Annotated in this window: 26 protein-coding genes; 15 read left to right on the top strand and 11 right to left on the bottom strand. The window is 58.2% G+C overall.

The genetic code is table 11. The annotated features are described in order from the left end of the window. The 4 genes from purL to grxD form a co-directional block, all read left to right on the top strand. Nucleotides 1-1,532 (top strand): phosphoribosylformylglycinamidine synthase subunit PurL (purL, locus tag AC2FNB_RS02000; protein ID WP_496744148.1); only part of this gene is annotated, 1,532 nt, incomplete at its 5' end. Nucleotides 1,533-1,680: 148 nt separating this feature from the next. Continuing rightward, nucleotides 1,681-1,917: a BolA/IbaG family iron-sulfur metabolism protein gene (locus tag AC2FNB_RS01995; RefSeq protein WP_480748372.1), complete on the top strand. Its 237-nt coding sequence runs from the start codon at nucleotides 1,681-1,683 to the stop codon at nucleotides 1,915-1,917. A gap of 183 nt (nucleotides 1,918-2,100) precedes the next feature. Next, on the top strand, nucleotides 2,101-2,334 hold the full coding sequence (locus tag AC2FNB_RS01990; protein WP_496744146.1) for a hypothetical protein: 234 nt from the start codon (nucleotides 2,101-2,103) through the stop codon (nucleotides 2,332-2,334). 33 nt (nucleotides 2,335-2,367) lie between these two features. After that, entirely contained in the window at nucleotides 2,368-2,730 is a 363-nt protein-coding gene (grxD, locus tag AC2FNB_RS01985; protein ID WP_480748370.1) for a Grx4 family monothiol glutaredoxin, read from the top strand. 81 nt (nucleotides 2,731-2,811) lie between these two features. On the opposite strand, the gene AC2FNB_RS01980 is transcribed toward grxD, so the two are convergent. Genes AC2FNB_RS01980 through AC2FNB_RS01970 form a run of 3 tightly spaced genes read right to left on the bottom strand, consistent with a single transcriptional unit; the run spans nucleotide 2,812 to nucleotide 4,228 of the window. After that, the gene (locus AC2FNB_RS01980; protein WP_496744144.1) at nucleotides 2,812-3,162 is read right to left on the bottom strand and encodes an MliC family protein; all 351 of its coding nucleotides are present in this window, start codon (nucleotides 3,160-3,162) and stop codon (nucleotides 2,812-2,814) included. Next, nucleotides 3,159-3,554, bottom strand: a complete 396-nt coding sequence (locus AC2FNB_RS01975) for a cell division protein ZapA (protein ID WP_480748368.1) — start codon at nucleotides 3,552-3,554, stop codon at nucleotides 3,159-3,161. Before AC2FNB_RS01975 ends, AC2FNB_RS01980 begins: the two co-directional genes overlap by 4 nt. Next, nucleotides 3,554-4,228: a hypothetical protein gene (locus tag AC2FNB_RS01970; protein ID WP_496744142.1), complete on the bottom strand. Its 675-nt coding sequence runs from the start codon at nucleotides 4,226-4,228 to the stop codon at nucleotides 3,554-3,556. The genes AC2FNB_RS01975 and AC2FNB_RS01970 overlap by 1 nt, the downstream gene beginning before the upstream one ends. Before the next feature lie 235 nt (nucleotides 4,229-4,463). On the opposite strand from AC2FNB_RS01970, the gene tkt reads away from it, so the two are divergent. Continuing rightward, the gene (tkt, locus tag AC2FNB_RS01965; protein WP_496744140.1) at nucleotides 4,464-6,485 is read left to right on the top strand and encodes a transketolase; all 2,022 of its coding nucleotides are present in this window, start codon (nucleotides 4,464-4,466) and stop codon (nucleotides 6,483-6,485) included. A gap of 99 nt (nucleotides 6,486-6,584) precedes the next feature. On the opposite strand, the gene AC2FNB_RS01960 is transcribed toward tkt, so the two are convergent. Further along, nucleotides 6,585-7,172 (bottom strand): hypothetical protein, encoded by a 588-nt coding sequence (locus AC2FNB_RS01960; protein WP_496744138.1) that lies wholly within the window; start codon nucleotides 7,170-7,172, stop codon nucleotides 6,585-6,587. A gap of 631 nt (nucleotides 7,173-7,803) precedes the next feature. Then, nucleotides 7,804-8,754, bottom strand: coding sequence for a DUF808 domain-containing protein (locus AC2FNB_RS01955; RefSeq protein ID WP_496744137.1), 951 nt, complete (start codon nucleotides 8,752-8,754; stop codon nucleotides 7,804-7,806). A 183-nt stretch (nucleotides 8,755-8,937) separates the two neighbouring features. On the opposite strand from AC2FNB_RS01955, the gene gap (AC2FNB_RS01950) reads away from it, so the two are divergent. The 3 genes from gap (AC2FNB_RS01950) (at nucleotide 8,938) to gap (AC2FNB_RS01940) (ending at nucleotide 11,321) form a co-directional block, all read left to right on the top strand. Then, nucleotides 8,938-9,939: a type I glyceraldehyde-3-phosphate dehydrogenase gene (gap, locus tag AC2FNB_RS01950; RefSeq protein ID WP_496744135.1), complete on the top strand. Its 1,002-nt coding sequence runs from the start codon at nucleotides 8,938-8,940 to the stop codon at nucleotides 9,937-9,939. 76 nt (nucleotides 9,940-10,015) lie between these two features. Next, nucleotides 10,016-10,159: a hypothetical protein gene (locus tag AC2FNB_RS01945; RefSeq protein ID WP_496744133.1), complete on the top strand. Its 144-nt coding sequence runs from the start codon at nucleotides 10,016-10,018 to the stop codon at nucleotides 10,157-10,159. A gap of 82 nt (nucleotides 10,160-10,241) precedes the next feature. Next, complete coding sequence (gene gap, locus AC2FNB_RS01940) at nucleotides 10,242-11,321, top strand: type I glyceraldehyde-3-phosphate dehydrogenase (protein ID WP_480748361.1); 1,080 nt, start codon at nucleotides 10,242-10,244, stop codon at nucleotides 11,319-11,321. Here the strand turns inward: gap (AC2FNB_RS01940) and coaD are convergent. The 3 genes from coaD to AC2FNB_RS01925 all read right to left on the bottom strand — a co-directional run bounded on the left by coaD (nucleotide 11,253) and on the right by AC2FNB_RS01925 (nucleotide 13,252). After that, complete coding sequence (gene coaD, locus AC2FNB_RS01935) at nucleotides 11,253-11,744, bottom strand: pantetheine-phosphate adenylyltransferase (protein WP_496744131.1); 492 nt, start codon at nucleotides 11,742-11,744, stop codon at nucleotides 11,253-11,255. The genes gap (AC2FNB_RS01940) and coaD overlap by 69 nt on opposite strands. A 106-nt stretch (nucleotides 11,745-11,850) precedes the next feature. Continuing rightward, the gene (locus AC2FNB_RS01930) at nucleotides 11,851-12,288 is read right to left on the bottom strand and encodes a CBS domain-containing protein (protein ID WP_496744129.1); all 438 of its coding nucleotides are present in this window, start codon (nucleotides 12,286-12,288) and stop codon (nucleotides 11,851-11,853) included. A 61-nt stretch (nucleotides 12,289-12,349) separates the two neighbouring features. After that, a complete protein-coding gene (locus AC2FNB_RS01925; protein WP_480748358.1) occupies nucleotides 12,350-13,252 on the bottom strand; it encodes a LysR family transcriptional regulator in 903 nt (300 codons plus the stop codon). A gap of 100 nt (nucleotides 13,253-13,352) precedes the next feature. On the opposite strand from AC2FNB_RS01925, the gene AC2FNB_RS01920 reads away from it, so the two are divergent. Next, on the top strand, nucleotides 13,353-14,852 hold the full coding sequence (locus AC2FNB_RS01920; RefSeq protein ID WP_480748357.1) for a CoA-acylating methylmalonate-semialdehyde dehydrogenase: 1,500 nt from the start codon (nucleotides 13,353-13,355) through the stop codon (nucleotides 14,850-14,852). A 194-nt stretch (nucleotides 14,853-15,046) separates the two neighbouring features. Then, nucleotides 15,047-15,643 carry a L,D-transpeptidase gene (locus tag AC2FNB_RS01915; RefSeq protein ID WP_480748356.1) on the top strand — a complete coding sequence of 199 codons (597 nt, stop codon included), beginning with the start codon at nucleotides 15,047-15,049 and terminating at the stop codon, nucleotides 15,641-15,643. 56 nt (nucleotides 15,644-15,699) lie between these two features. Here AC2FNB_RS01915 and AC2FNB_RS01910 read toward each other — a convergent pair whose 3' ends face one another. After that, nucleotides 15,700-16,191, bottom strand: a complete 492-nt coding sequence (locus AC2FNB_RS01910; RefSeq protein WP_496744127.1) for a fasciclin domain-containing protein — start codon at nucleotides 16,189-16,191, stop codon at nucleotides 15,700-15,702. Nucleotides 16,192-16,262: 71 nt separating this feature from the next. Beyond that, the gene (locus AC2FNB_RS01905) at nucleotides 16,263-17,078 is read right to left on the bottom strand and encodes a class I SAM-dependent methyltransferase (protein ID WP_496744125.1); all 816 of its coding nucleotides are present in this window, start codon (nucleotides 17,076-17,078) and stop codon (nucleotides 16,263-16,265) included. Nucleotides 17,079-17,249: 171 nt separating this feature from the next. Between AC2FNB_RS01905 and AC2FNB_RS01900 the strand changes: the two genes are divergently transcribed. The 5 genes from AC2FNB_RS01900 to AC2FNB_RS01880 all read left to right on the top strand — a co-directional run bounded on the left by AC2FNB_RS01900 (nucleotide 17,250) and on the right by AC2FNB_RS01880 (nucleotide 22,084). Further along, nucleotides 17,250-18,365: a carboxylate-amine ligase gene (locus AC2FNB_RS01900; protein ID WP_496744123.1), complete on the top strand. Its 1,116-nt coding sequence runs from the start codon at nucleotides 17,250-17,252 to the stop codon at nucleotides 18,363-18,365. A 122-nt stretch (nucleotides 18,366-18,487) separates the two neighbouring features. Then, nucleotides 18,488-19,630 carry an acyl-CoA dehydrogenase family protein gene (locus tag AC2FNB_RS01895; protein ID WP_496744121.1) on the top strand — a complete coding sequence of 381 codons (1,143 nt, stop codon included), beginning with the start codon at nucleotides 18,488-18,490 and terminating at the stop codon, nucleotides 19,628-19,630. 8 nt (nucleotides 19,631-19,638) lie between these two features. Further along, the gene (locus AC2FNB_RS01890; RefSeq protein ID WP_496744119.1) at nucleotides 19,639-20,679 is read left to right on the top strand and encodes an enoyl-CoA hydratase/isomerase family protein; all 1,041 of its coding nucleotides are present in this window, start codon (nucleotides 19,639-19,641) and stop codon (nucleotides 20,677-20,679) included. Between the two features lie 3 nt (nucleotides 20,680-20,682). After that, the gene (gene mmsB / locus AC2FNB_RS01885; RefSeq protein WP_496744117.1) at nucleotides 20,683-21,555 is read left to right on the top strand and encodes a 3-hydroxyisobutyrate dehydrogenase; all 873 of its coding nucleotides are present in this window, start codon (nucleotides 20,683-20,685) and stop codon (nucleotides 21,553-21,555) included. 103 nt (nucleotides 21,556-21,658) lie between these two features. Beyond that, the gene (locus tag AC2FNB_RS01880) at nucleotides 21,659-22,084 is read left to right on the top strand and encodes a hypothetical protein (protein WP_480748349.1); all 426 of its coding nucleotides are present in this window, start codon (nucleotides 21,659-21,661) and stop codon (nucleotides 22,082-22,084) included. 2 nt (nucleotides 22,085-22,086) lie between these two features. Here the strand turns inward: AC2FNB_RS01880 and AC2FNB_RS01875 are convergent, their stop codons facing one another. Next, nucleotides 22,087-22,671: a VOC family protein gene (locus tag AC2FNB_RS01875; RefSeq protein WP_480748348.1), complete on the bottom strand. Its 585-nt coding sequence runs from the start codon at nucleotides 22,669-22,671 to the stop codon at nucleotides 22,087-22,089. Nucleotides 22,672-22,719 lie beyond the last annotated feature (48 nt).

Genomic DNA, 22,719 nt, shown 5'->3' with positions numbered 1-22,719 from the left:
AGACCGGTCGCGATGGTGTCGGCGGCGCCACCATGGCCAGCGCCGAATTCGACGACACGATCGAGGAGAAGCGTCCCACCGTTCAGGTCGGCGACCCCTTTACCGAAAAACGCCTGATGGAGGCCTGTCTGGAATTGATGCAGACCGGCGCCGTCATTTCGATTCAGGACATGGGCGCGGCGGGCCTGACCTGTTCGGCGGTGGAAATGGGCGACAAGGGCGGTCTGGGCATCAAGTTGGACCTCGATGCAGTACCGCAACGCGAAGAGAACATGACCGCGTATGAGATGATGCTCAGCGAATCTCAGGAACGCATGCTGATGGTCCTGAAGCCCGAGAAAGAGGCCGAGGCCCGTGCAGTTTTCGAGAAATGGGATCTGGATTTCGCTATTGTCGGGGAAACGATTGCCGAAGACCGCTTCCTGATCGAGCACAATGGCGAGATCAAGGCCGATCTCGTTTTGTCAAAGCTGTCATCCACCGCGCCGGAATATGACCGCCCCTGGGTGCCCACACCTGCGGCGGAACCTGTGGCCGATGTACCGCAGATCGATCCGGTGGACGGCCTGCGCGCCCTGCTCTCTTCGCCCAACTATGCGGCGAAGCAGTGGGTCTATGAGCAATATGACACCATGGTCATGGCCGACAGCAGCCGCACGCCCGGTCTGGGCGCAGGCATGATCCGGGTGCACGGCACCGGCAAGGTGTTGGCCTTTACCAGCGATGTGACCCCCCGATATGTGCGTGCCAACCCCGAAGAAGGCGGCAAACAGGCAGTGGCCGAGGCCTATCGCAATCTGACGGCCGTTGGCGCGAAACCACTGGCGTCCACTGACAACCTGAATTTCGGCAATCCGGAAAAGCCGGAAATCATGGGGCAGTTCGTTGGTGCAATCAAAGGTATCGGCGCGGCCGTGGCCGCACTGGACATGCCGATCGTATCGGGCAACGTGTCCTTGTATAATGAGACAGATGGTCAGGCGATCTTGCCAACCCCGACAATCGGCGCAGTTGGCTTGCTGACCTCGACCGACGAGATCATCGGCAACGAAGTACGCGAGGGTCATGTGGCGCTGGTGATCGGTGAGACCGCAGGCCACCTTGGCCAGTCTGCGCTTTTGGCCGAAGTGTTCCACCGCGAAGACGGCGACGCGCCGCATGTCGATCTTGAGGCCGAAAAGCGCAATGGCGATTTCATCCGAGCCAATCGCGGCATGATCAAAGCCTGCACCGACCTCGGCGACGGCGGCCTTGCACTGGCGGCGTTCGAGTTGGCCGAAGCGGCGGGCGTGGGCGTTCATCTGGATGACGCACCGACCGAATTCCTGTTCGGCGAAGATCAGGCCCGCTATCTGGTTGCCTGCAACTTCGATCAGGCCGAAGCGCTGATGATCGCCGCTGGTCAGGCGGGCGTGCCGCTGGTATCCGTCGGCCGCTTCACCGGCGACAGTGTACGCATCGGTAGTTCCGAAGCCTCGCTGGCGGAGTTGAGCGAGATATTCCGCTCCAGCTTTGCCGCCGCCGTGGCCTGATCGTCCGGCTGTACTTTCTGTCTGAAATAGCGGCAAATCCTGTGCTCTGACAATGGCGCAGGCTTTGCATCTGCGCGCAGCCGTGACGCACTTGCGCCCCTCTGCGCATCGCTCTACATCTTGGGAAAGACCTATTGGAGTTACCTACATGCCGATGAGCGCTTACGAAATCGAAAAGCTGCTGCGCCAAGCCTTTCCGGATGCGGACATTCAGGTCGGTGGCAATGATGGCGTTCACATGTCCGCCATGGTGGTGGATGAAAGCTTTCGCGGCAAGAACCGGGTTCAGCAACAGCGTGCGGTCTATGCGGCCCTAAAAGGCAAGATGGACGGCCCGGACGGAGAGTTGCACGCACTGGCATTGACGACAAAAGCGCCGGAGTAGTGGATGAACCAATCGGATGGGCGTTACTACGGCTCGTTTATCTGATTTTGGATATTGTCAATTTCGTCGCAATACTCTTCTGCGACCTGCCAAAGCTACTGAAACACGGGCCTAGATATTGGCGCGTTACACGAAAAATGAGACGCCGCGCTTACGAACGACGCAAGGGATGAGTATCGATACATGACGTCTTGGCTGATATGGATCGGTTGCGGAATTGTCGCCTTGGTGGTTGCCGCCGCTGTGATTGAGGCTTATCTCAAACGCAACATCAGACGCCGGTTGTCGGATATGCGCCCTGACCCCGAAACCCTCAAACGCCGCCCGTGGGAGGCCGATGGGGTGTCAAAGGTGCATGACGAGAACCAAAGGTTGGAAAAAGGAAACTGGTGGCTTAGCCGCCGGATGACGAAATGAACCGCCCGTTGGGCAGATACAAGGACACGCAAGATGAGCGATGCAAAAACCCGGATCGACGAAACCGTCAAAGCCAATGATGTCGTGCTCTACATGAAAGGCACCAAGGAGATGCCTCAATGCGGCTTTTCCAGCCGCGTCGCCGGTGTGCTGAACTACATGGGTGTTGATTATACCGACGTCAACGTTCTGGCGGATGACGAAATCCGCCAAGGCATCAAGGACTATTCCGACTGGCCGACCATTCCGCAGCTTTACGTCAAGGGCGAGTTTGTCGGTGGCTGCGACATCATCACCGAGATGACCCTGTCGGGCGAACTGGACTCGATGTTCGACGAGAACGGCGTGAGCTATAACAAGGAAGCCGCCGACAAGATCCGCGAAGCCAACGCTTGATCTGACGGTCAGAGCGGGTGGTCATCGGGCTGCGCGCTCTGGCATTCCAATAGGCCGGCGTCACCGCTTGCCTGTCATGCTCTAGCGACTGGAACAGTTCCTGTACAAGATCCGTTCAGGGGCTGTTGATCCCGTCGCCTGATGAGTGATCGTCGCATCCCAGCCTTTCGAGCGCAGGACATAGGTGCCAACCGCATCAACCGATTCATAGCGGATGCCCGAACCGCTGGGGGCTTGCCGCATCGATACGAGCACCCCGTCAACAACCATGGCCGCCGCCGACGTTCCGTCTGTTGCATTGAAATAGGACACCGGGATCTGAGTACCGCCTTCACAAGTGAAGCTGACAGAAAGAATGTCGATTTCAGCCACGGCACTCGTGGCAAGAACTGACAGTGCCACGCCGCAGGCAAAAAAACGCGCACCCCTCATTTGCCTGCCTTCTCTTCAATAGCCGCGGCAAGAGACTCGGCCCGCGCCGCCATTTCGGCCAGCGTGTCCGTCACCGAAGGCGGGATGACCGCAACCTCGATCCTTTCGGGTTCCGGCATTGGTGCGTTGCGTAACGCCACCAACTGCGCCTCGCGTTCGGCAAGTTTCGCCTCAACCGCCTTGATCCGGTCCTCGGCTGCCGCGGCCTTGTCTGCAAGCATCAGCCCGGCCATCAGCAGCATGCGGGCTTCGGGCATCCGCCCGATCTGGTCGGACAGAACCTGCGCCTCGTCATCGAGCATCTTGGCGGCTGCGTGCAGATAGGATTCCTCACCCTCCTGACAGGACACGTCGAAACCGCGCCCGCCGATATGAATGGTCACGTCCGGCATTACTCCACCTCTCCTTCTGCCAGGTTGGCATTGGCCAAAAGCGGTTCAAGCCGGGCCAACACCGCGCGCGCTTCGGCGGCATCGGTTGCCCGCACCGCACGCAGGGCTTCCAGTTCCTGTTCGGCCGCTTCGTTGAGCAGTTCATGATCGGTCAATCCGGCTTCGGCCGCCGCCTTGAGCTTGGCGATCATATCGCGCAACTCGTCATTGGATTTTCGCAGACGTCGAAGATCGCCGTCCAGCCGGACCATCGCCTCTGCGTGGCTGACCCGTTCAGCACGAAGCATTTCCAGTTCCGCACTCAACTCCGCCACACGCTCGGAATTGGCCAGTTCTGCCTTGAGCGCCGCAATCTCGGCCTTGAGTGGACCCACTTCCTCTACCGCGTCCAGGGCGGCTTTGGCCTCGGCCAGTTCAGACCGCAACGCATCGGCCATTTCGCCGCCGCTCAACTCATCTCGCAGCGCCGCAATCTCGGCAGAATGGCGATCTCTCAGCGTATTGAGACGCTCTTCAAGTTGCGCGTTTGCCAGCCGTTCTTCCTGCAAGGCTTCGCTCAGCCCTGGTTCCTGACCGCCGTCAGTCGAGGCCTTTCCTTCCAGTGCGTCGACACCGGCACTGATCCGCTCCATTGCGGACAGGATGCGGTGGTGCAATTGTTCGATCTGGCTCATGCCTGTTTCACCTTTGATCCAAGGTTCATTGTTTTGCCTGCCGCCACGAATCGGAGGGGGCTGGCGATAGCACTAGTCTAACGAAACGGGGCGGAAAATACCCCCCTTTTGCTTTCAACGACTTGCAGGCCACAGTTGAGGTCCCCGCCCCGTTTCGTGCCGGGTTCTGCTTGCACTTTGAGGGTTGGATGCTATTGAGCGCGCAATTCGCCCGTAATTCAAAGGAACAAGTCCCGTGGACCTGACTGCGCTGCGCAATGCCAACCCCGAACACTGGGCCAAGGCCTCGGCCATCCGCTCTCTGACCCTCGACGCTGTGGCCACTGCCAATTCCGGCCATTCCGGCATGCCGATGGGCATGGCCGATGTGGCGACGGTTTTGTTCGAAAAGCATCTGAAGTTCGATGCCGCAAATCCGACATGGCCGGATCGTGACCGGTTCATCCTGTCTGCTGGCCACGGTTCGATGCTGATCTATTCGCTGCTCTATCTGACCGGCAGCGCTGAAATCACGCTGGACGAGATCAAGAACTTCCGCCAGTTGGGCGCCAAAACCGCGGGCCATCCGGAGAATTTCCTGGCAAGCGGCATCGAAACCACCACCGGCCCGCTGGGCCAGGGCATTTCCAATGCCGTGGGCTTTGCCATGGCCGAGGAAATTCAGCGTGCGCACTACGGCGGGAAAGTTGTCGATCACTATACGTACGTGATTGCAGGCGACGGCTGTCTGATGGAAGGCGTCAGCCAGGAAGCGATAGGTTTGGCGGGGCGTCACGAACTGAGCAAGCTGATCGTGTTCTGGGACAACAACAACATCACCATCGATGGCACCGTCGAATTGTCGGACCGCACCGATCAGGTGCGCCGTTTCACCGCCTCGGGCTGGCATGTTATCGAAATCGACGGTCATGACCCCAAAGCCATTGACGCCGCCATCGAGCAGGCCAAGAAATCGAAGAAACCGTCGATGATCGCCTGCAAAACCCATATCGCGCTTGGTCACGCGGCGCAGGACACTTCGAAAGGCCATGGCGCGCTGACGGATGCCGAGCAGCTGAAAGCCGCGAAAGCAGCCTATGGCGCACCGTTGGGCGCCTTCGAGGTTCCTGCCGACGTCAAGGCGGCGTGGGAAGCTATCGGGGCACGTGGCGCGACCGAACGGGCAGCCTGGGAGGAGCGCTTTGCCGCCCTTTCGGACCGCAAGCAGGCCGAGTTCAACCGCGCCTATGCCTTTGAAGCACCCAAAAAGCTGGGCAGCGTCATCCGGGCGCTGAAAAAGCAGGTCTCGGAAGACCAGCCCAAACTGGCAACCCGCGCTGCATCGGAAAAGGTGCTGAGCGTGGTCAACCCGGTGATGACCGAAACGGTGGGCGGCTCGGCCGATCTGACCGGCTCGAACAACACCAAGACCGGCGATCTGGGCGTGTTCGATCCGGAAAACCGCAAGGGCCGGTACATCTATTGGGGCATTCGCGAGCACGGCATGGCGGCAGCGATGAACGGCATGGCGCTGCATGGCGGTATCCGCCCCTATGGCGGAACCTTCATGTGCTTTACCGACTATGCCCGCCCGGCGATGCGTTTGGCCGCGCTTATGAAAATTCCGACGGTATTCGTCATGACCCATGACTCAATCGGATTGGGCGAAGACGGCCCCACCCATCAGCCGGTCGAGCATCTGGCAATTTCTCGCGCGACGCCCAACACCTATGTCTTCCGCCCCGCCGACACGGTGGAGACCGCTGAAAGCTGGGAAATGGCGCTGACGTTCAAGAATAGCCCATCAGTGCTGTCGCTGACCCGTCAGGGCGTTCCGACCGTGCGCACCGATCACAAGACCCGCAACCTGACCTCGCAAGGCGCGTATGTTCTGGCCGAGGCAGAAGGCAAGCGTCAGGCCATCCTGATCGCCACCGGGTCCGAGGTGGCCATTGCGATGGACGCCAAGGCAAAGCTGGAGGCCGAAGGGATCGGAACCCGCGTCGTATCGATGCCTTGCATGGAACTTTTTGCCGAACAGGACGAAGCCTATCGCAAAAAGGTTCTTCCCGCAGGCCCGGTTCGCGTCGGCATCGAGGCTGCCGTGCGGGCGGGCGGCTGGGATCGCTGGCTGCTGGGCGAACGTGGCCGCGAGGCCAAGGCCGCCTTTATCGGCATGTCGAGCTTTGGCGCGTCGGCCCCGGCGGATGAGTTGTACAAACACTTTGGCATCACGGCAGACGCAACTGTTGCCAAGGTGAAAGAGATGCTAACTTAGCCCAAACCGCGATCCAATAAAAAAACGGGAGCCCTCGGGCTCCCTCTTACTTTCGACTATTCACTCAAAGTCATCGGAATTCGAATCTGACCGATGTACCTACTGCAGCAAAACCACAGACACGCCACTGCGCCTGACCAGCTCTTTCATCGAGTATTGCCTGTTCTTTTTTAGCGGAAAAGGAATTCCGCTCATTCCCAATCCAAAGGGATCGCCACGAGTGTATTCCTCTTCAGCCAAGATGTGTTGATTTGCTTTGATGCAATTATACTCTCCACCCCTCTCCCCAGTTACCGGATTAATTGTCTGGGGTCCGTACTTCCAACAGAGCTGCGCATATTTCGATCCACGAACAGGTGCTTTAACAGTCCATTCCCCCACTACCACATCCGTATTTCCTGGATACCACAAAAAGGCTCGACCTTCTGGGTCGAGATATTCAACCTGAGTTCCGTGCTGGACATTGTAGTCCAGATATGTCGCACCTGAATATCGTTCACGCATTCCTGCAACTGAAAAGGTTGCAGAGGGATACCTTTCAATCTCAGCAGACCATCTGGCCTGATCTATCTTAAGCTTTTCTTGAAACTCACTAGGGGTCAAACCACTTGAACAACCACAGATCGAACCAGAAAGGACTACAAGGATAAGGGTTTTCGTCAGCGGCACCAGAGGTTTACGCTCCATCCAAATCTCGAATACTCGGCTGCGGGAATGGATTTTCCGATGGCCCCGGTCGGTACCGGTTGGCCAAGAACGGGAACAGTGCCGGGCGGAACTGAGTATTGTCGTCCAATCGAATTCCTTGTCACCTTCCGCCCCTGACACACCGTTTGAAGCGCAATGTCCTGTCCCATCTTGAAGGCGTTACTCGCGTTCTCATCGGTGCCGTAAGCCGCAGCAAATCTTTCGGCGGTCTCACGATTCAGCGGTGACAAAAAGATGTTGGACTTAGAGTAGGAGGTTCCTTCCGAAACTATGAGTCTAACACTTACTGGATAACCCGCGTGAGGACCGTCGTTTGGTATTTTAGAAACCGAGGCGCTTATGTAGCGCAACTTCTGCTGTTCGGTCGGCATTTTAATAACTACATACGAGCTAACAAGGCTAGGGTCTGAGTAGGTTGGCGCGGGCGTTCTCGTTGTCTGGTGTGAAGCAGAACAAGCCGAAAGAAGAGAGACGGAAACAGCCAGTACGGCGATGGCTCGCTTCGATATGCGATTCAACAGTTTTACTCCTAGAAACAAAAGGTTGTTTAATTGCCTAACCACAGAGGCAGGGTTTCGTTTTGAACGTATGGTCCTTGGCTTATTATACTTCAAGTCTTAAAAAATACTGGCCCCACAACCTTGGTTGCCAGCGGGATCAACAGCAGCCCCAGCGCCACCCCGAACACCCCGTCCATCGCCGCCTTGGCTGTCCACTCAGCAAAGCTGGCCCAGCCGGCGGGCACGGAATGACCGACGGCATAGGCCCAGTCGTGGATCAGATGGCCCAGCCAGCCAAAGCCCAGCACCTCCAGCCCGTGGATGATGATGGAGCCGCCGACCCACAGCATCGCCGCGGTGCCGACCACCGACAGGATCTTCATCAGCACCGGCATGAACTTGACCAGCCCGCGCCCCAGGCCACGGCCCACAGGCGTCGGCGCGTTTTGCGCCAGGAAAAGGCCCACGTCGTCCATTTTCACAATCAGCCCGACCGAGCCATAGACCGCGACAGTCACGCCAACACCGACCACGGCCAGCGTTGCCGCCTGCATCCAGCCATTGGGCACCTCGATGGCCGCCAGAGCAATCGTCATGATTTCCGCCGACAGGATGAAATCTGTCTTGATCGCCCCCTTGACCTTCTGCGCTTCCAGGTGGCCGGGATCCTTGATGCTCATGTCCTCGTCGATGGCATGACTGCCATGCGGGAAAAGCACGTGAAAGATCTTTTCCGCGCCTTCGAAACACAAATAGGCGCCGCCAATCATCAGAAGCGGTGTGATCAACCAGGGCGCGAAATTCGCCAGCAACATCGCCACCGGCAAAAGCAGGATCAGCTTGTTGAACAGCGAGCCACGCGCAATTTTCCAGATGATCGGCAGTTCCCGCGCCGGAGCGAAACCCTGCACGTATTTCGGCGTCACCGCCGCATCGTCGATGATCACGCCTGCGGTTTTGGCGCCAGCCTTCCCCGCAGCTGCCGCCACGTCATCGACTGATGCCGCCGCGACCTTGGCAATTCCCGCCACATCATCCAGCAAAGCCAGAAGACCACTCATTCCCGCGTCCTTTCGCTCATCCTGCCGCTTTGGAACCCTACCTGATCCAAGGCTTAGCGCAAGCGTTAGCGCAACCGCTCAAGTTTTGCGCTAACATATTCAATTTACGCCGCTTTTGATCTTTCTGTACAGGTCTGGCGCGTCTATATGGCCTGCAAGTTTCACGTCATTCGGAGTCGCAATATGACCATCAAGGTTGGCATCAACGGTTTTGGCCGCATCGGTCGCTGCACCCTGTCCCACATCGCCGCTTCGGGCCGCGATGATATCGAGGTGATCAAGGTCAACGCGACCGGCCCACTGGAAACCGCCGCCCACCTGATCAAGTATGACAGCGTGCATGGCCGCTTTCCCGGCGATGTGACCATCGGCAACGGCACCATGAACCTGGGTCGTGGCGATATGCAGATGTTCTCGACCTACGACATGAACGAGCTGGACTGGTCGGGCTGCGACGTGGTTCTGGAATGCACCGGCAAGTTCAACGACGGCGAAAAGGCCAAGGCGCATCTGGAACGTGGCGCCAAAAAGGTGCTGCTATCCGCGCCCGGCAAGAACGTCGACAAGACCATCGTCTTTGGCGTCAATGACGACCAGCTGGAAGCCGGCGACAAGATGATCTCGAATGGCTCCTGCACGACCAATTGCCTGGCACCTCTGGCCAAGGTTCTGGACGAAGGCGTCGGTATCGAGCATGGAATCATGACCACCATCCACGCCTATACCGGCGATCAGCCGACGCTGGACCGCCGCCACAAGGATCTGTATCGCGCCCGCGCTGCAGCCATGTCGATGATCCCGACCACGACCGGCGCCGCCAAGGCTTTGGGTGAGGTCCTGCCGCGTCTCAAGGGACGTCTGGACGGCTCGGCCATCCGGGTGCCCACCCCGAACGTGTCGGCCGTGGACCTGACTTTCCGCGCAGGCCGCGACGTGACCGCTGAAGAAATCAACGCATTGGTCAAGGCGGCCGCCGGTGGCCCGATGAAGGGCGTGTTGGGGTATGAACCCGCGCCGCTGGTGTCGACAGACTTCAACCACACCGAAGAAAGCTCGATCTTTGCGCCCGATCAGACCCGCGTAGTCGATGACCGCATGGTGCGCGTGCTGGCCTGGTACGACAACGAGTGGGGTTTCTCGGTTCGAATGGCGGACGTTGCCGTAGCCATGGGAAAACTCGACTGAATTTGACTTAACACCTTGAGATGAAACGCCCGCTCAGGTTATCTGGGCGGGCGTTTTCAATTGCACCGGGGCCCACATGACCAACAGAATCGCCGTCTGGTTTTTGGTTCTGCTGCTGGGAGCCGTCATGCTTGATTACAGCCTGTTCGGCACCGAGCACCTGCTTTTCCTTGGCAAGAAACTTTACGATTTTCTGGATTGGCTCGCCTTTTGGCGATAACGAGCGCCAAGTCTTGACATTTGGCGTCAATTCGTGATGTTAGCGCTAACTTTTCTTGAGGAAGCGAACTTTCGGCGCGAATATGACAATCAACCTTGCCATAAATGGATTTGGCCGCATCGGTCGGGGGATACTTCGTGCGTCCATGGAAAGCGGGCGCAAGGACGTGCAAATCGTCGCGATCAACGACTTGTCTTCGCCACAGATCAATGCGCATCTCTTTGAATTCGACAGCGTCCATGGCCGATATTCGAAGCCCGTGAAACTGACCGACACGCATCTGGATGTTGGGGCCGGGCCGATCCGGTTGACCGGCATTCAAGCTCCTGAAGATCTGAATTGGTCTGACGTGGACGTTGTTCTGGACTGTACCGGAGTATTCCGAACCCACGAAGGCGCCGCGCGCCACCTGAAGAACGGCGCAGGCAAAGTTCTGATTTCCGCACCGGCCCGAGGTGATACTCCGGTCAAAACCGTTGTTTTTGGCGTCAACGATCATGAACTCACCGATGAGCATCGGATCGTGTCAAACGCCTCCTGCACGACGAACTGCCTGGCTCCTGTCGCTGCCGCGTTGGATGCAGGTGTTGGTATCAAGCACGGCTCGATGACGACGGTGCATGCCTATACCGTCAGCCAACCCGTCCACGATACGGCGACCAAGGACCCCTATCGCTCGCGCGCTGCAGCCTTGTCGATGATTCCCAGCACAACTGGCGCCGCTGCGGCGGTCGGTCTTGTCCTGCCGCAATTAGCCGGAAAGCTCAGCGGGCAGGCAATCCGGGTGCCTACCCCGAATGTCTCGGTTGTCGATCTGGTTGTCGAGGTGTCGCGCCCCACCACGGTTGAGGAAGTCAACCGGATGCTGTGCGAGGCTGCTGCCAGAATACCGCAGGTTCTTGCGGCGGAGGACCGTCCCCTCGTTTCGGTCGACTTCAACCACGATCCGCATAGTTCCACAGTGTCCCTGTCCGAAACCACCGTTACCGATGGCACTCTGGTTCGGGTTCTGGCCTGGTATGACAACGAATGGGGCTTTTCAAACCGGATGCTGGATACGGCTGCGGTGATGGGAGCGATTGGTTCGCGATCTTCAGTGAAGCCGGTCCACCAAGGCGTCGCGAACTCGGGGCGTGACGAACTTCGACACGTCCCCGCCTAAGCGGGCAATTTCCTTGACCAGTTTCGAGGCGATGGCCTGGTGCCGCGCCTCGGCCATCAGGAATACGGTTTCGACGGAACTGTCCAATGCCCGGTTCATGCCGACCATCTGGAATTCGTACTCGAAATCCGCGACCGCGCGCAGACCACGAATGATGATTTGCGCGCCTACGTCATTTGCGCAATCGATCAGAAGGTTCTCAAACGGGTGCGCAACGATCTCAGTTCCGGTTTGTTCACTCAACTGCGCGCATTCGGCCTCGATCATCGCCACACGCTCTTTCAGATTGAACAACGGACCCTTGTCCCGGTTGATCGCAACGCCGATCACCAGTTTGTCCACCAATGCTGCGGCACGGCGGATAATGTCTATATGACCCAAGGTAATCGGATCGAAGGTACCGGGATACAATCCAACCCGCATGTCGCTCTCCTGCGCAAGATTGTTTCTGCGGAAGCAAACACAACTTCGCTGCAGGTGCAAGAGGGCACGCCGCCCACGGCGCACCCATGCTTCAACCCGCAGTGAATCAGTGACCCATGATCATGCCTTCCAGGGCATCCTTTTCCATTGCCAGTTCAGCAAGTTGCGCCTTGACCGCGTCACCCAGGGTCACGATGCCGATCAGCTTACCTTCTTCGACCACAGGCATATGGCGGAACCGCCTTTCAGTCATCTGTGAAAGAATATCCTGAACGCTGGCCAGACTGGTGCAGGTTACAAGATCGGATGTCATGTACTCGCTGACGGCCTGTGTCAGGCATCCACTCCCGCTTGCGGCAAGCTCTCGTACGATGTCGCGTTCGGATAGAATCCCGACGGCTGTCTGCCCGTCATCATCCGACACCACGACCGTCCCGATGCGCTTTTCCGCGAGGATTTTCGCAACCTCCGACACAGTCGCGGAGGATCCAACGGTGACCACGCCCGAGGTCGCCTTGGATTTCAGAATGGCCTGTACGAGCATATGCAATACCTCCGAAATATAATTGCCGTATTACAAAGCGTTGCTGCATTGCATGGCCCTGTCAAGATGAAGCTGCCGCCTCCAGCCGCGCTACCTCGTCGCGTATGCCGCGGCTGAGCGCCTCGGCGAACCGGTTCAGACGCTCGTTGCGCTTGTCGCCCAAGTGCCGCACCAGATGAAACCCTCGGGTCAGACTGATCTGATCGGTCAGGATTTTCCTGAGCTGCGGATGGAATGGCAAAGTGAAATCATGGGCCACGCAAACCCCGGTTCCCAGCGTCACCTGACGCAATTGGACAGAGACCGAATTGGACGCGAGTGGAACCCGCTCGATACCAATGTCGTTCAGGTAATCCAGTTCCCGGTCAAAGATCATATCGGGGATGTAACCGATCATGCGATGGCCCTTGAGGTCCTCAACCGAATTTATCCGGGGATGGGAGGCGAGGTAATCTTGCGTGGCAACCAAGTGCAGTTTGTAGTCACTGATCCTCTGCACCAGCAATTGCCCCGCCGTGGGCGCGCTCACTGTCACCGCCATATCCGCCTCGCGGCGAGACAGATTGATGATCCGAGGCAATGCAAGAATCTGGATGTCGAGATCGGGATTCGCGTCGCTGATCCTGGCGCAGACTTGTGGCAACAGATAGTTGGCGCTCCCGTCCGGTGCCCCGATGCGGATCTGGCCTGACAGTTTTTCAGCCGGTCCAGCCATTGCCCCTGCTGCCAGACGCATCGCCTCTTCGGCCTGTTCACCATGTTTCAGCAACCGTTCCCCGGCGGGCGTCAGCACATAGCCCTGTGGCGATTTCGTGAAAAGCGGAGCACCGAGAGCGGTTTCAAGGCGCGATATCCTGCGACCGACAGTTGCCGGGTCCAGTTTAAGCTGCTTTCCGGCACCTGACAGGCTTTCCTCCCGCGCTACGGCAAGAAACACCTTCATGTCATCCCAGTTCGGCTCCATTCCGTACCTACAATTTTGCAAAACTGCTTTGGAATATTGCCTCTGTTCAGTTGATTTATGCAAGCCTATGGTGCGCGCAACGTCACCGGAGGAGTTTCACATGCAAGAACTTTATCACTTCATCAATGGCAAACACGTCGCTGGCACGTCCGGCCGTACTGCCGATGTCTTCAACCCCGCAACTGGCGAAGTGCAATATCAGTGCCCGATGGCCAGCGCAGCCGAAACCACGGCCGCCATCGAACAGGCAGCTGCCGCACAGCCACAATGGGCCGCCTTCAACCCCCAGCGCCGCGCTCGCGTAATGATGGCCATGGTCGGTTTGATGAACCGCGACATGGACAAGCTGGCCGAGGCGCTGAGCCGAGAGCATGGCAAGACCCTGCCCGACGCCAAAGGTGACCTGCAGCGCGGTCTCGAGGTGATCGAATACTGCATCGGCGCGCCGCAGATGCTGAAAGGCGAATTCACCGACAGCGCCGGCCCCGGCATCGACATGTATTCGATGCGCCAGCCGTTGGGCGTGGTGGCCTCGATCATGCCGTTCAACTTTCCCGCCATGATGCCGCTGTGGCACGTGGGCCCTGCACTGGCTTGCGGCAACGCCGTGGTGCTGAAGCCCTCTGAACGCGACCCATCGGTGCCGCTGATGTTGGCGGAACTGTTCGTCGAGGCCGGACTGCCCGAAGGCGTCTTCCAGGTCGTCAACGGCGACAAGGAAGCGGTTGATACCCTTCTCGACAGCGACATCATTCAAGGCGTGTCTTTCGTGGGCTCCACCCCGATCGCGCAGTACATCTATGCCCGCGCCACCGCGAATGGCAAACGGGCCCAGTGTTTCGGCGGCGCCAAAAACCACATGATCGTGATGCCCGATGCCGACATGGATCAGGCGGCAGACGCTCTGGTCGGCGCCGGCTTCGGCGCGGCAGGCGAACGCTGCATGGCCGTATCGGTCGCCGTGCCGGTGGGCGAGGAAACTGCCGATCGTCTGATCGAAAAGCTGGTTCCGCGCATCGAAAAGCTGAAAGTTGGCCCTTACACTGCCGGTGACGACGTCGACATGGGCCCCGTCGTGACTCGTGAGGCAAAAGAACGGATCATGGGCTTGATCCAGTCCGGTGTCGATCAGGGTGCGGAGCTGGTTGTCGATAACCGCAACTTCTCATTGCAGGGTTACGAAGACGGCTTCTTTGTCGGCCCGCACCTGTTTGACCGCGTCACCCCCGACATGGACATCTACAAAACCGAGATTTTCGGCCCGGTCCTGTCCACTGTGCGCGCCGGATCTTACGAAGAAGCCATAGGTTTGGCGATGAGCCACGAATATGGAAACGGCACCGCGATTTATACCCGTGATGGCGACACCGCCCGTGATTTCGCCAGCCGCATCAACATCGGCATGGTCGGTATCAATGTTCCGATCCCGGTTCCGCTGGCCTATCACACCTTTGGCGGCTGGAAGAAATCCATGTTCGGCGACCTGAACCAGCATGGCCCCGACAGCTTCAAGTTCTACACCCGCACCAAGACCGTGACCGCCCGCTGGCCGTCCGGCATCAAGGAAGGCGGCGAGTTCAACTTCAAGGCCATGGATTGATCGACCTGCAATAACCGTCTTGACGACCCCGGCCAAACGGTCGGGGTCTTTTGTTCAGGCAGTTCTTTGCCGGACACAACCTGATTTCGCATCACGCTCACGCAAATTTCGAAAATTCCATCTTTAAAAGTGAACGCGCAGCGCATAATTTCCCGCGCAAATACATATCGAGCAGCGACATTCCGGAGGCAATCTTGTCCCAGCCCAAAATATCACGCCGCAGCATTCTATTGGGTGCCGCCACTACTTTGGCCACCCCTGCCCTCGTTCGCGCGCAGAGCGCTTTTCCGGCAGAGGAACCTCCGATCGAGACGCAGGTGCCCGTACGTCGCAATATCTCGTCTTTCTCGCAACAAAGCTGGCAGGACCATTTTGACCAACTGGGTGTCGGTTGCCTGCTGGCGGACATCACCAGCCGCGCGGTGCACTATTGGGGTGGCGATGGGCAGACGTATCGCCTGTACCCGTCCTCGGTACCGATGAGCGAAGAACTGACAAAGCGCGGCTATACTGAAGTTGTGCGCAAAACCGAGAACCCAAGCTGGACCCCGACGGCGTCGATGCGCGAACGGGACCCGACCCTGCCTGTTCGTATCGATGGCGGCGACCCAGGAAATCCGCTTGGCTCCCGCGCCATGTATCTGACCTGGCCCGCATATCTGGTTCATGGCACGCACGACACCCGAAAGATCGGGCGTCAAAGTTCATCCGGTTGCATTGGCCTTTACAACCGCCACGTCGAGGAACTGTATCAACTGGTGCAGGTCGGCACCCAGGTCCGGTTGGTGTAATAACAAAAAGCCCCGGCCACCAAGGGCCGGGGCAGTCTCCCTGAACACAGGGGTGCTCACTCAGGCAGCAGGACCGTATCTATGACGTGAATCACTCCGTTCGACGCTTCGATATCGGCCTGAACAACCTTGGCTTTGTCTACCTTTACGCCATTGCGAGCGTTTACGCTCAGCCGGTCGCCCTGCACGGTCAGAACTTGCGCGCGTTTACCGGCAATATCACCCGACATGATCTCGGCCGGCACGACGTGATAGGTCAGGATGGCGACCAGTTGATCCTTGTTTTCCGGCTTCAACAGATTTTCCACCGTTCCCTCGGGAAGTGCCGCGAAGGCTTCATCCGTTGGGGCGAATACCGTGAATGGCCCTTTGCTTTTCAGCGTTCCCACAAGGTCCGCAGCCTGAACCGCCGCAACCAGAGTGTTGAAAGAACCTGCTTCGACCGCTGTGTCGACAATGTCCATTTCTGCTTTGGCCTGCAACGGCACCGCGCCCGCGAATGCAACGCTTGCCGCAGCTACGGCTCCCAAAAACCCTCTTCGAAACATATCGGAAATCTCCTCTCCCGCTTGTGATGAAAGGAGATACGCAGCCTTTTTCAGATCGGATCAAAATTAATTTAGGTAATTTTCTGAACCCAGAGGCTTTGGGCCCTGCCAGCCTTGAGAAATGGCAATGCCTCTAGTGCATCCGGGCGGGCTTGCTGCAAGTAATAACCGGGCCAAAGCATCTCGAATCCACCGGACTGAAGCAGGGCGTGCAACACGTACTGTTCGGCCCATCCCGGGCAATCATAAAAAAACCGTTTCGGGTATTCATAGGGTAAGAACACGTCATGCACGTGGATGACCACACCAGGCTTCAATTGCGGGATGATGCGGCAGAACAGATGCGCCACGTCGTTGCTCATCCTTACGACATGGCTGGAGTCGATGAACAGGATGTCATCCGCTTCGAGCTCGGCAAACAGCTCCGGCTCCACGTCTTCAAGGCGCTTCTTTTCAAACCGATCCACCACATGCGCGATGTCGGCCCTTGGATACGGGTCGATCGCGGTAATCCGGGTATCCAGCCCGCCGTCGATGCTGGCCTGACGTGTTACCTTGGTAGAATTGCCGCATCCAACCTCGATCACGCGCCTTGGCTGATACCGTCGGACCATTAGGTAAAGCGCGTCCGCATCTGGACTGTCGAAATAGCCGTTTTCAGTGCGGTATCCTGTCTGGTTTTTTGATGGGTCCTTCAACGCTGCAAGTGCATTGCCGTGGGCCTCATAGTCTTCGACCAGGCTGGTGATATCGAAATCCTGCATCCCCGGCGACAATGTATATGCGGGGCGATCCAGGCCTCCTGCCCGTTCAAAGGCTTCAAGCCTCGCGCGCTCGTCCAATTCTCTGGTCTTGTCGATCAGTTTTACCCCGAATGAATCCAGCATCGCGTTTATCCGGGGGAACTTTCTGGGCTTCACCTGAGCGGTCCTTTTTGATTGCGGCTTCGCGCCTCAATACCCGGCCCACAGCGCCTTTCGCAAGAACCTGCGCCCAAACCCTTGGCAAAAAGGGGATTTCCGTATTCACTAGACGAAATTTCGAACGGGAGGCACGACATGCAGCAGGAGTTTACGCTGGGTATCGAGGAAGAATACCTGCTGGTCGACAAGGATTCCCTGCAACTTTCCGAAGCACCTGCGGCATTGATGGAAGCGTGCCAGAGTGATTTCGAAGGTCAGGTCAGTCCGGAGTTCCTGCAATGCCAGATCGAGGTCGGCACCCGCCCCCACGCCACGATTGCCGGCGCACGCGACGACCTCAAGCGTCTGCGGTCCTGCGTGTCCCAACGCGCCGCCGAGCACAATCTGGCGCCGATCGCCGTGTCATGCCATCCCTTCGCCAACTGGAAAGATCAGCATCACACCCGCAAGGAACGCTATGACGCATTGCAGCATGCCCTGGGCGGCGTTGCCCGACGCATGCTGATTTGCGGAATGCACGTTCATGTCGGCATCGAAGACGCATCCCTGCGCGCCGATCTGATGCCCCAGTTGTGCTATTTCCTGCCTCATCTTCTTGCCTTGTCGACCTCGTCACCCTTCTGGAATGGCGAGGACACAGGCCTGTCCTCATATCGCCTGACAGTCTTTGACAACCTGCCGCGAACCGGATTGCCGCCGAGTTTTGGCAGTTGGGCGGAATACCAGCGTACCACCGGTATTCTGGTTGAACTCGGCGTAATCGAGGACACGACAAAAATCTGGTGGGATTTGCGGCCATCGCATCGGTTTCCGACCCTTGAGACCCGGATCATGGATGTTCAGCCGAGATTGGAACATACGCTGTCGCTGGCCGCAATGAACCAGGCGCTTGTGCGCATGCTGTGCCGCCTCAAGGACCGCAACCTGCGGTGGCGCCACTATGATCGTTTCCTGATCGGAGAGAACCGCTGGCGCGCGCAACGCTATGGTGTAGGCGAAGGCCTGATCGACTTCGGTGACCGGTCGATCAAGCCGATGATCGAGTTGATGGACGAATTGATAGGCATGTTGGCCGAGGATGCCGAAGCTCTTGGAACGCTGCCTGAGATTGCTCGTCTGCGCCAGATTGCCAATTCCGGCACCTCCGCGACCCGCCAGCGCCGGGTCCATGCTGAAGCCATTTCCAGAGACGAAGATGGCGGTCAGGCAGTCGTTAGACACCTGATCGAAGAATTCCACGCGGACCTCTAGTCTGTCGACAAGCCAAGTCAGGCCGCATCAAGCAGCAATGGCTCTTTCTGTCGTTGAAAAACTTCTGTAAGAATTCGGAAATAAACAGTCGTTCAATTCATCGCGCGCAAGGGAGACAGGCCATGGATTTCGCACTGACCGAGGAACAGACAGCCATTTTTGACATGGCCCACGCCTTTGGGCAGGAAAACATCGCCCCCTTTGCCCGTCAATGGGAGGCCGAGGGCACGATCCCTAAAGAGCTGTGGCCACAGGTTGGCGAACTTGGGTTTGGCGGCCTTTATGTCTCGGAAGAAAGTGGCGGCTCGGGTCTGAGCCGGCTCGACGCGACGCTTGTCTTCGAAGCCCTGTCGATGGCCTGCCCCTCGGTCGCGGCCTTTCTATCGATCCACAATATGTGCGCCAAGATGCTTGACAGCTTCGCCAGCGACGAGCTGAAGGCGCGCATCATGCCGGATGTGTTGAGCCTCAACACCGTGCTCAGCTATTGCCTGACCGAACCCGGCTCGGGGTCGGATGCGGCAGCCCTGAAGACCCGTGCCGAACGCACCAACGAAGGTTACACGCTCAACGGCACCAAGGCGTTCATCTCGGGTGGCGGATACTCCGACGCCTATGTCTGCATGGTGCGCACCGGTGAAGACGGTCCCAGGGGGATTTCAACCGTTTATGTCGAGGAAGGCACCCCCGGCCTCAGCTTTGGCGCGCTGGAACAAAAGATGGGCTGGAAAAGCCAGCCGACAGCGCAGGTCCAGTTTGACGATTGCAAGATTCCCTCCGGTAATCTGGTGGGAACCGAAGGCGATGGTTTCAAATACGCGATGATGGGCCTGGATGGCGGGCGCCTGAACATCTCGTCCTGCTCACTTGGGGCCGCGCAGACTGCGATCAACATGACGCTGCAGTACATGTCCGAGCGCAAGGCTTTCGGCAAATCCATCGATCAGTTCCAGGCGCTGCAATTCCGGCTGGCGGATATGGAGATCGAGCTGCAGGCGGCACGCACCTTTCTGCGCCAGGCCGCATGGAAACTGGATCAGGGCACGCCGGATGCCACGAAATTCTGTGCGATGGCCAAGAAGTTTGTAACCGAGACCGGATCGAAAGTCGTGGATCAATGCCTGCAGTTGCACGGCGGATACGGTTATCTTGCTGATTACGGGATTGAAAAACTTGTCCGTGACCTGCGCGTGCATCAGATCCTCGAGGGAACGAACGAGATCATGCGCGTCATCGTGGCCCGACACATGCTTGCCAACCGCTGAGGGATTCCATGGCTGACATCGACATCCGAGTGACCGGACGAGCCGGCCGGATCACCCTGACCCGTCCGCATGCGTTGAATGCGATGAGTTATGAGATGTGCATGGCAATCGATACCGCCCTGCGCAATTGGCGCGAGGATGATGATGTCGATCTGGTGATCCTGGATGCCGAAGGCCAAAAGGCTTTTTGCGCCGGTGGTGATATTGCCGAGCTTTATGAAACCGGGATCAAGGGCGATTTCGGCTATGGCCGCACGTTCTGGCGTGACGAATACCGCATGAACGCGATGATTTTCGAGTACCCCAAGCCGGTCGTGAGCTTCATGCAGGGCTTTACCATGGGCGGCGGTGTCGGCATCGGGTGTCATGGCACCCACCGGGTTGTTGGCGAAAGCTCCAAAATCGCCATGCCGGAATGCGGCATTGGCCTGATCCCCGATGTGGGTGGGACGCTGATGCTTTCACTGGCGCCGGGCCGGGTGGGTGAATATCTGGGGTTGACCGCCGGGCGCATGGGGCCGGACGACGCCATTTTTGCGGGCTTCGCAGACCACTATATCCCGCAGGAAAAGTGGGGCGGCCTGATCGAAATGCTCGAAGCCTCGGGCGATGCCGAACACGTCGCAACCCATTCAGAACCCGCGCCCGAAGGTACCCTGCGCCCAGCTCAGACGGACATCGACCGCCACTTTGGCGGCGAGTCATTGGGCGATATCCTGACATCCCTGCGGACCGAAGATACCGATTTTGCCAAAGGCACGCTCAAGGCGCTTGGACGCAACTGTCCGATTTCCATGGCATGCACGGTTGAAATGCTCCATCGGCTTCGCGGCCCGTCCCTGACGATCCGCAAAGCGTTGGAGATGGAATACCGGTTCACCTATCGGTCGGTGGAACACGGCGATTTCCTTGAAGGTATCCGTGCACAGATCATCGACAAGGATCGCAATCCCAAGTGGCAATATGCCGACATGAACGTTCCCGCCGTGGCCGTTTCCAAAATGCTGCAACCACTTGGCGCAGACGCACTGACATTCAAGGAGGAATGAAAGATGAAAATCGGGTTCATTGGTCTGGGCAACATGGGCGCGCCGATGGCCGCCAATCTGGCCAAGGCCGGGCACGAGGTTGTTGGCTTTGATATGGCCGACGTGTCGATCGACGGTGTCCGGATGGCCGACAGTGCGGCAATGGCTGCAACGGATGCCGAAGTGGTCATCACGATGCTCCCCAACGGTCAGATCCTGCGGTCGGTGGCTGGTGAGGTGATCCCCGCCATGTCCAGGGGCGCGGCGCTGGTCGACTGTTCCACCGTGGACGTGGACAGTGCCCGCGCGGTGGCCGAACAGGCAAACGCGGCAGGGTTGCTGTCGGTCGACGCCCCTGTTTCGGGCGGCATCGGCGGCGCGGCAGCCGGGACGCTCACATTCATGGCTGGAGGCTCGGCCGAAGCGTTTGCCAAAGCCGCACCGCTGTTTGAGATCATGGGGCAAAAAGCCGTACATTGTGGCGAAGCCGGAGCCGGACAGGCGGCCAAGATCTGTAACAACATGATCCTCGGCGTCACCATGATCGCCACATGCGAAGCCTTTGCGCTGGCCGACAAGCTGGGCCTGGACCGGCAAAAGATGTTCGACGTGGTTTCAACTTCTTCCGGCTACAGCTGGACCATGAACGCCTATTGTCCCGCTCCGGGCGTCGGTCCGCAAAGCCCTGCGGACAATGACTACAAGCCGGGATTTGCAGCTGAACTGATGCTCAAAGACCTGCGTCTCAGCCAGCAAGCCGCCGAAAGCGCCGATGCGGATACTCCAATGGGCAAGGCCGCCACCGCGCTTTATGAAGCTTTTGTCGAAAACGAAGATGGCAAGGGCATGGATTTCAGCGCCATGCTACCCCGGTTCGAAAAGCGGAGTCGTGACTGACGGCAGGTTTTCGCCCAGTGGTTTGAAAAGCGGGCGCAATTCCCCATCTGATGAGGTAACGCTAGTTCAACAGCCTCAGCGTTACCGCATAGGAGCATGATCGATGAAAATGCTAGCCTTTACCGCCGCGATTCTTGCGCTGGCCCTTAGCCCGGCAGTTGCTATGGCTGGCAATGGGAACGGCAAAGGAAAAGGCAAGGGAAACAACAACAACAACAACCGTGTGAAGATTGAGCGCGTATCGCCAGATTATGGCCGCGATGATCGCCGGTACTACGGTTCTGTCGGTCATTGCCCACCTGGCCTTGCCAAAAAGGCGGTGCCTTGTGTTCCGCCCGGTCAGGTCAAGAATCGCTACTACACCGGGGACTACATCTATCGCGACTACATCCGGATCGACGATCCCTATCGCTATGGTCTGAGGCGCGATGGTTACTATGTCCGCGCTGGCGACTACGTCTACAGCGTCGACCGTGATACCCATAAGGTGTTGAACCTGATCGGCGCGGTTGCCGATATCCTGAACTGACTTCAGCGATACGGGTTCTTTGGCGAGCGGTCCTGTGACAGGCTGTCTTGCCTGCTTTGCACCAAATCTCCGATTGCATCCGCCAAATGGATGCGGTCGATGTTGTAGTCGCCTCTTTCGACCCGCAACCGGTGTGCCCGGATCAGAACATCTGCGTGAGTACAGCCTGTCGGCGGATCGAACCGATAGCTTGCCAGTTCGATCAGCAATCCCAGCGGGTCCTTGAAATAGATCGAATCCATGAACCCCCGATCCTTGGGGCCGGAATGGCCGATCCCCCGTTCCTCAAGCCGCTCGACGGCCTGCCAGAACGTCGCTTGAGACACATTGAAGGCCAGATGGTGCACGCAGCCCGGATCGGTCGGTGTACGTTCGCGACTGCCTTGTCGATTTTCATTGGTGAATACCGTGATCAGCCGCCCGTCACCGGGGTCGAAATACAGATGACCTTCGTCCGGATTATCAAGGTTGGGCTGGTCGAACACAAAGGGCATGCCCAGCACGCCCTCCCAAAAATCAAGGCTGGTTTGCCGGTCCGCTCCGGTTAACGTGATGTGATGCACCCCTTGGGTCTGCAACTTGCGCATCTTCTCTCCTCCCTTGTTACAAAGAGGGTGCCACAGTCTGGCACGCGT

The organism is Ruegeria sp. BHSB058 (assembly GCF_059613285.1).
This window is presented reverse-complemented; position numbering and strand designations above follow the sequence as displayed.

Coding starts and splice junctions, on each gene's coding strand:
- AC2FNB_RS01995 (WP_480748372.1), top strand. CDS start 1,681: ATGCCGATGAGCGCTTACGAAATCGAAAAGCTGCTGCGCCAAGCCTTT.
- AC2FNB_RS01990 (WP_496744146.1), top strand. CDS start 2,101: ATGACGTCTTGGCTGATATGGATCGGTTGCGGAATTGTCGCCTTGGTG.
- grxD (WP_480748370.1), top strand. CDS start 2,368: ATGAGCGATGCAAAAACCCGGATCGACGAAACCGTCAAAGCCAATGAT.
- AC2FNB_RS01980 (WP_496744144.1), bottom strand. CDS start 3,162: ATGAGGGGTGCGCGTTTTTTTGCCTGCGGCGTGGCACTGTCAGTTCTT.
- AC2FNB_RS01975 (WP_480748368.1), bottom strand. CDS start 3,554: ATGCCGGACGTGACCATTCATATCGGCGGGCGCGGTTTCGACGTGTCC.
- AC2FNB_RS01970 (WP_496744142.1), bottom strand. CDS start 4,228: ATGAGCCAGATCGAACAATTGCACCACCGCATCCTGTCCGCAATGGAG.
- AC2FNB_RS01960 (WP_496744138.1), bottom strand. CDS start 7,172: ATGGAGCGTAAACCTCTGGTGCCGCTGACGAAAACCCTTATCCTTGTA.
- AC2FNB_RS01955 (WP_496744137.1), bottom strand. CDS start 8,754: ATGAGTGGTCTTCTGGCTTTGCTGGATGATGTGGCGGGAATTGCCAAG.
- gap (WP_496744135.1), top strand. CDS start 8,938: ATGACCATCAAGGTTGGCATCAACGGTTTTGGCCGCATCGGTCGCTGC.
- AC2FNB_RS01945 (WP_496744133.1), top strand. CDS start 10,016: ATGACCAACAGAATCGCCGTCTGGTTTTTGGTTCTGCTGCTGGGAGCC.
- gap (WP_480748361.1), top strand. CDS start 10,242: ATGACAATCAACCTTGCCATAAATGGATTTGGCCGCATCGGTCGGGGG.
- coaD (WP_496744131.1), bottom strand. CDS start 11,744: ATGCGGGTTGGATTGTATCCCGGTACCTTCGATCCGATTACCTTGGGT.
- AC2FNB_RS01930 (WP_496744129.1), bottom strand. CDS start 12,288: ATGCTCGTACAGGCCATTCTGAAATCCAAGGCGACCTCGGGCGTGGTC.
- AC2FNB_RS01925 (WP_480748358.1), bottom strand. CDS start 13,252: ATGGAGCCGAACTGGGATGACATGAAGGTGTTTCTTGCCGTAGCGCGG.
- AC2FNB_RS01920 (WP_480748357.1), top strand. CDS start 13,353: ATGCAAGAACTTTATCACTTCATCAATGGCAAACACGTCGCTGGCACG.
- AC2FNB_RS01910 (WP_496744127.1), bottom strand. CDS start 16,191: ATGTTTCGAAGAGGGTTTTTGGGAGCCGTAGCTGCGGCAAGCGTTGCA.
- AC2FNB_RS01905 (WP_496744125.1), bottom strand. CDS start 17,078: ATGCTGGATTCATTCGGGGTAAAACTGATCGACAAGACCAGAGAATTG.
- AC2FNB_RS01900 (WP_496744123.1), top strand. CDS start 17,250: ATGCAGCAGGAGTTTACGCTGGGTATCGAGGAAGAATACCTGCTGGTC.
- AC2FNB_RS01895 (WP_496744121.1), top strand. CDS start 18,488: ATGGATTTCGCACTGACCGAGGAACAGACAGCCATTTTTGACATGGCC.
- AC2FNB_RS01890 (WP_496744119.1), top strand. CDS start 19,639: ATGGCTGACATCGACATCCGAGTGACCGGACGAGCCGGCCGGATCACC.
- mmsB (WP_496744117.1), top strand. CDS start 20,683: ATGAAAATCGGGTTCATTGGTCTGGGCAACATGGGCGCGCCGATGGCC.
- AC2FNB_RS01880 (WP_480748349.1), top strand. CDS start 21,659: ATGAAAATGCTAGCCTTTACCGCCGCGATTCTTGCGCTGGCCCTTAGC.
- AC2FNB_RS01875 (WP_480748348.1), bottom strand. CDS start 22,671: ATGCGCAAGTTGCAGACCCAAGGGGTGCATCACATCACGTTAACCGGA.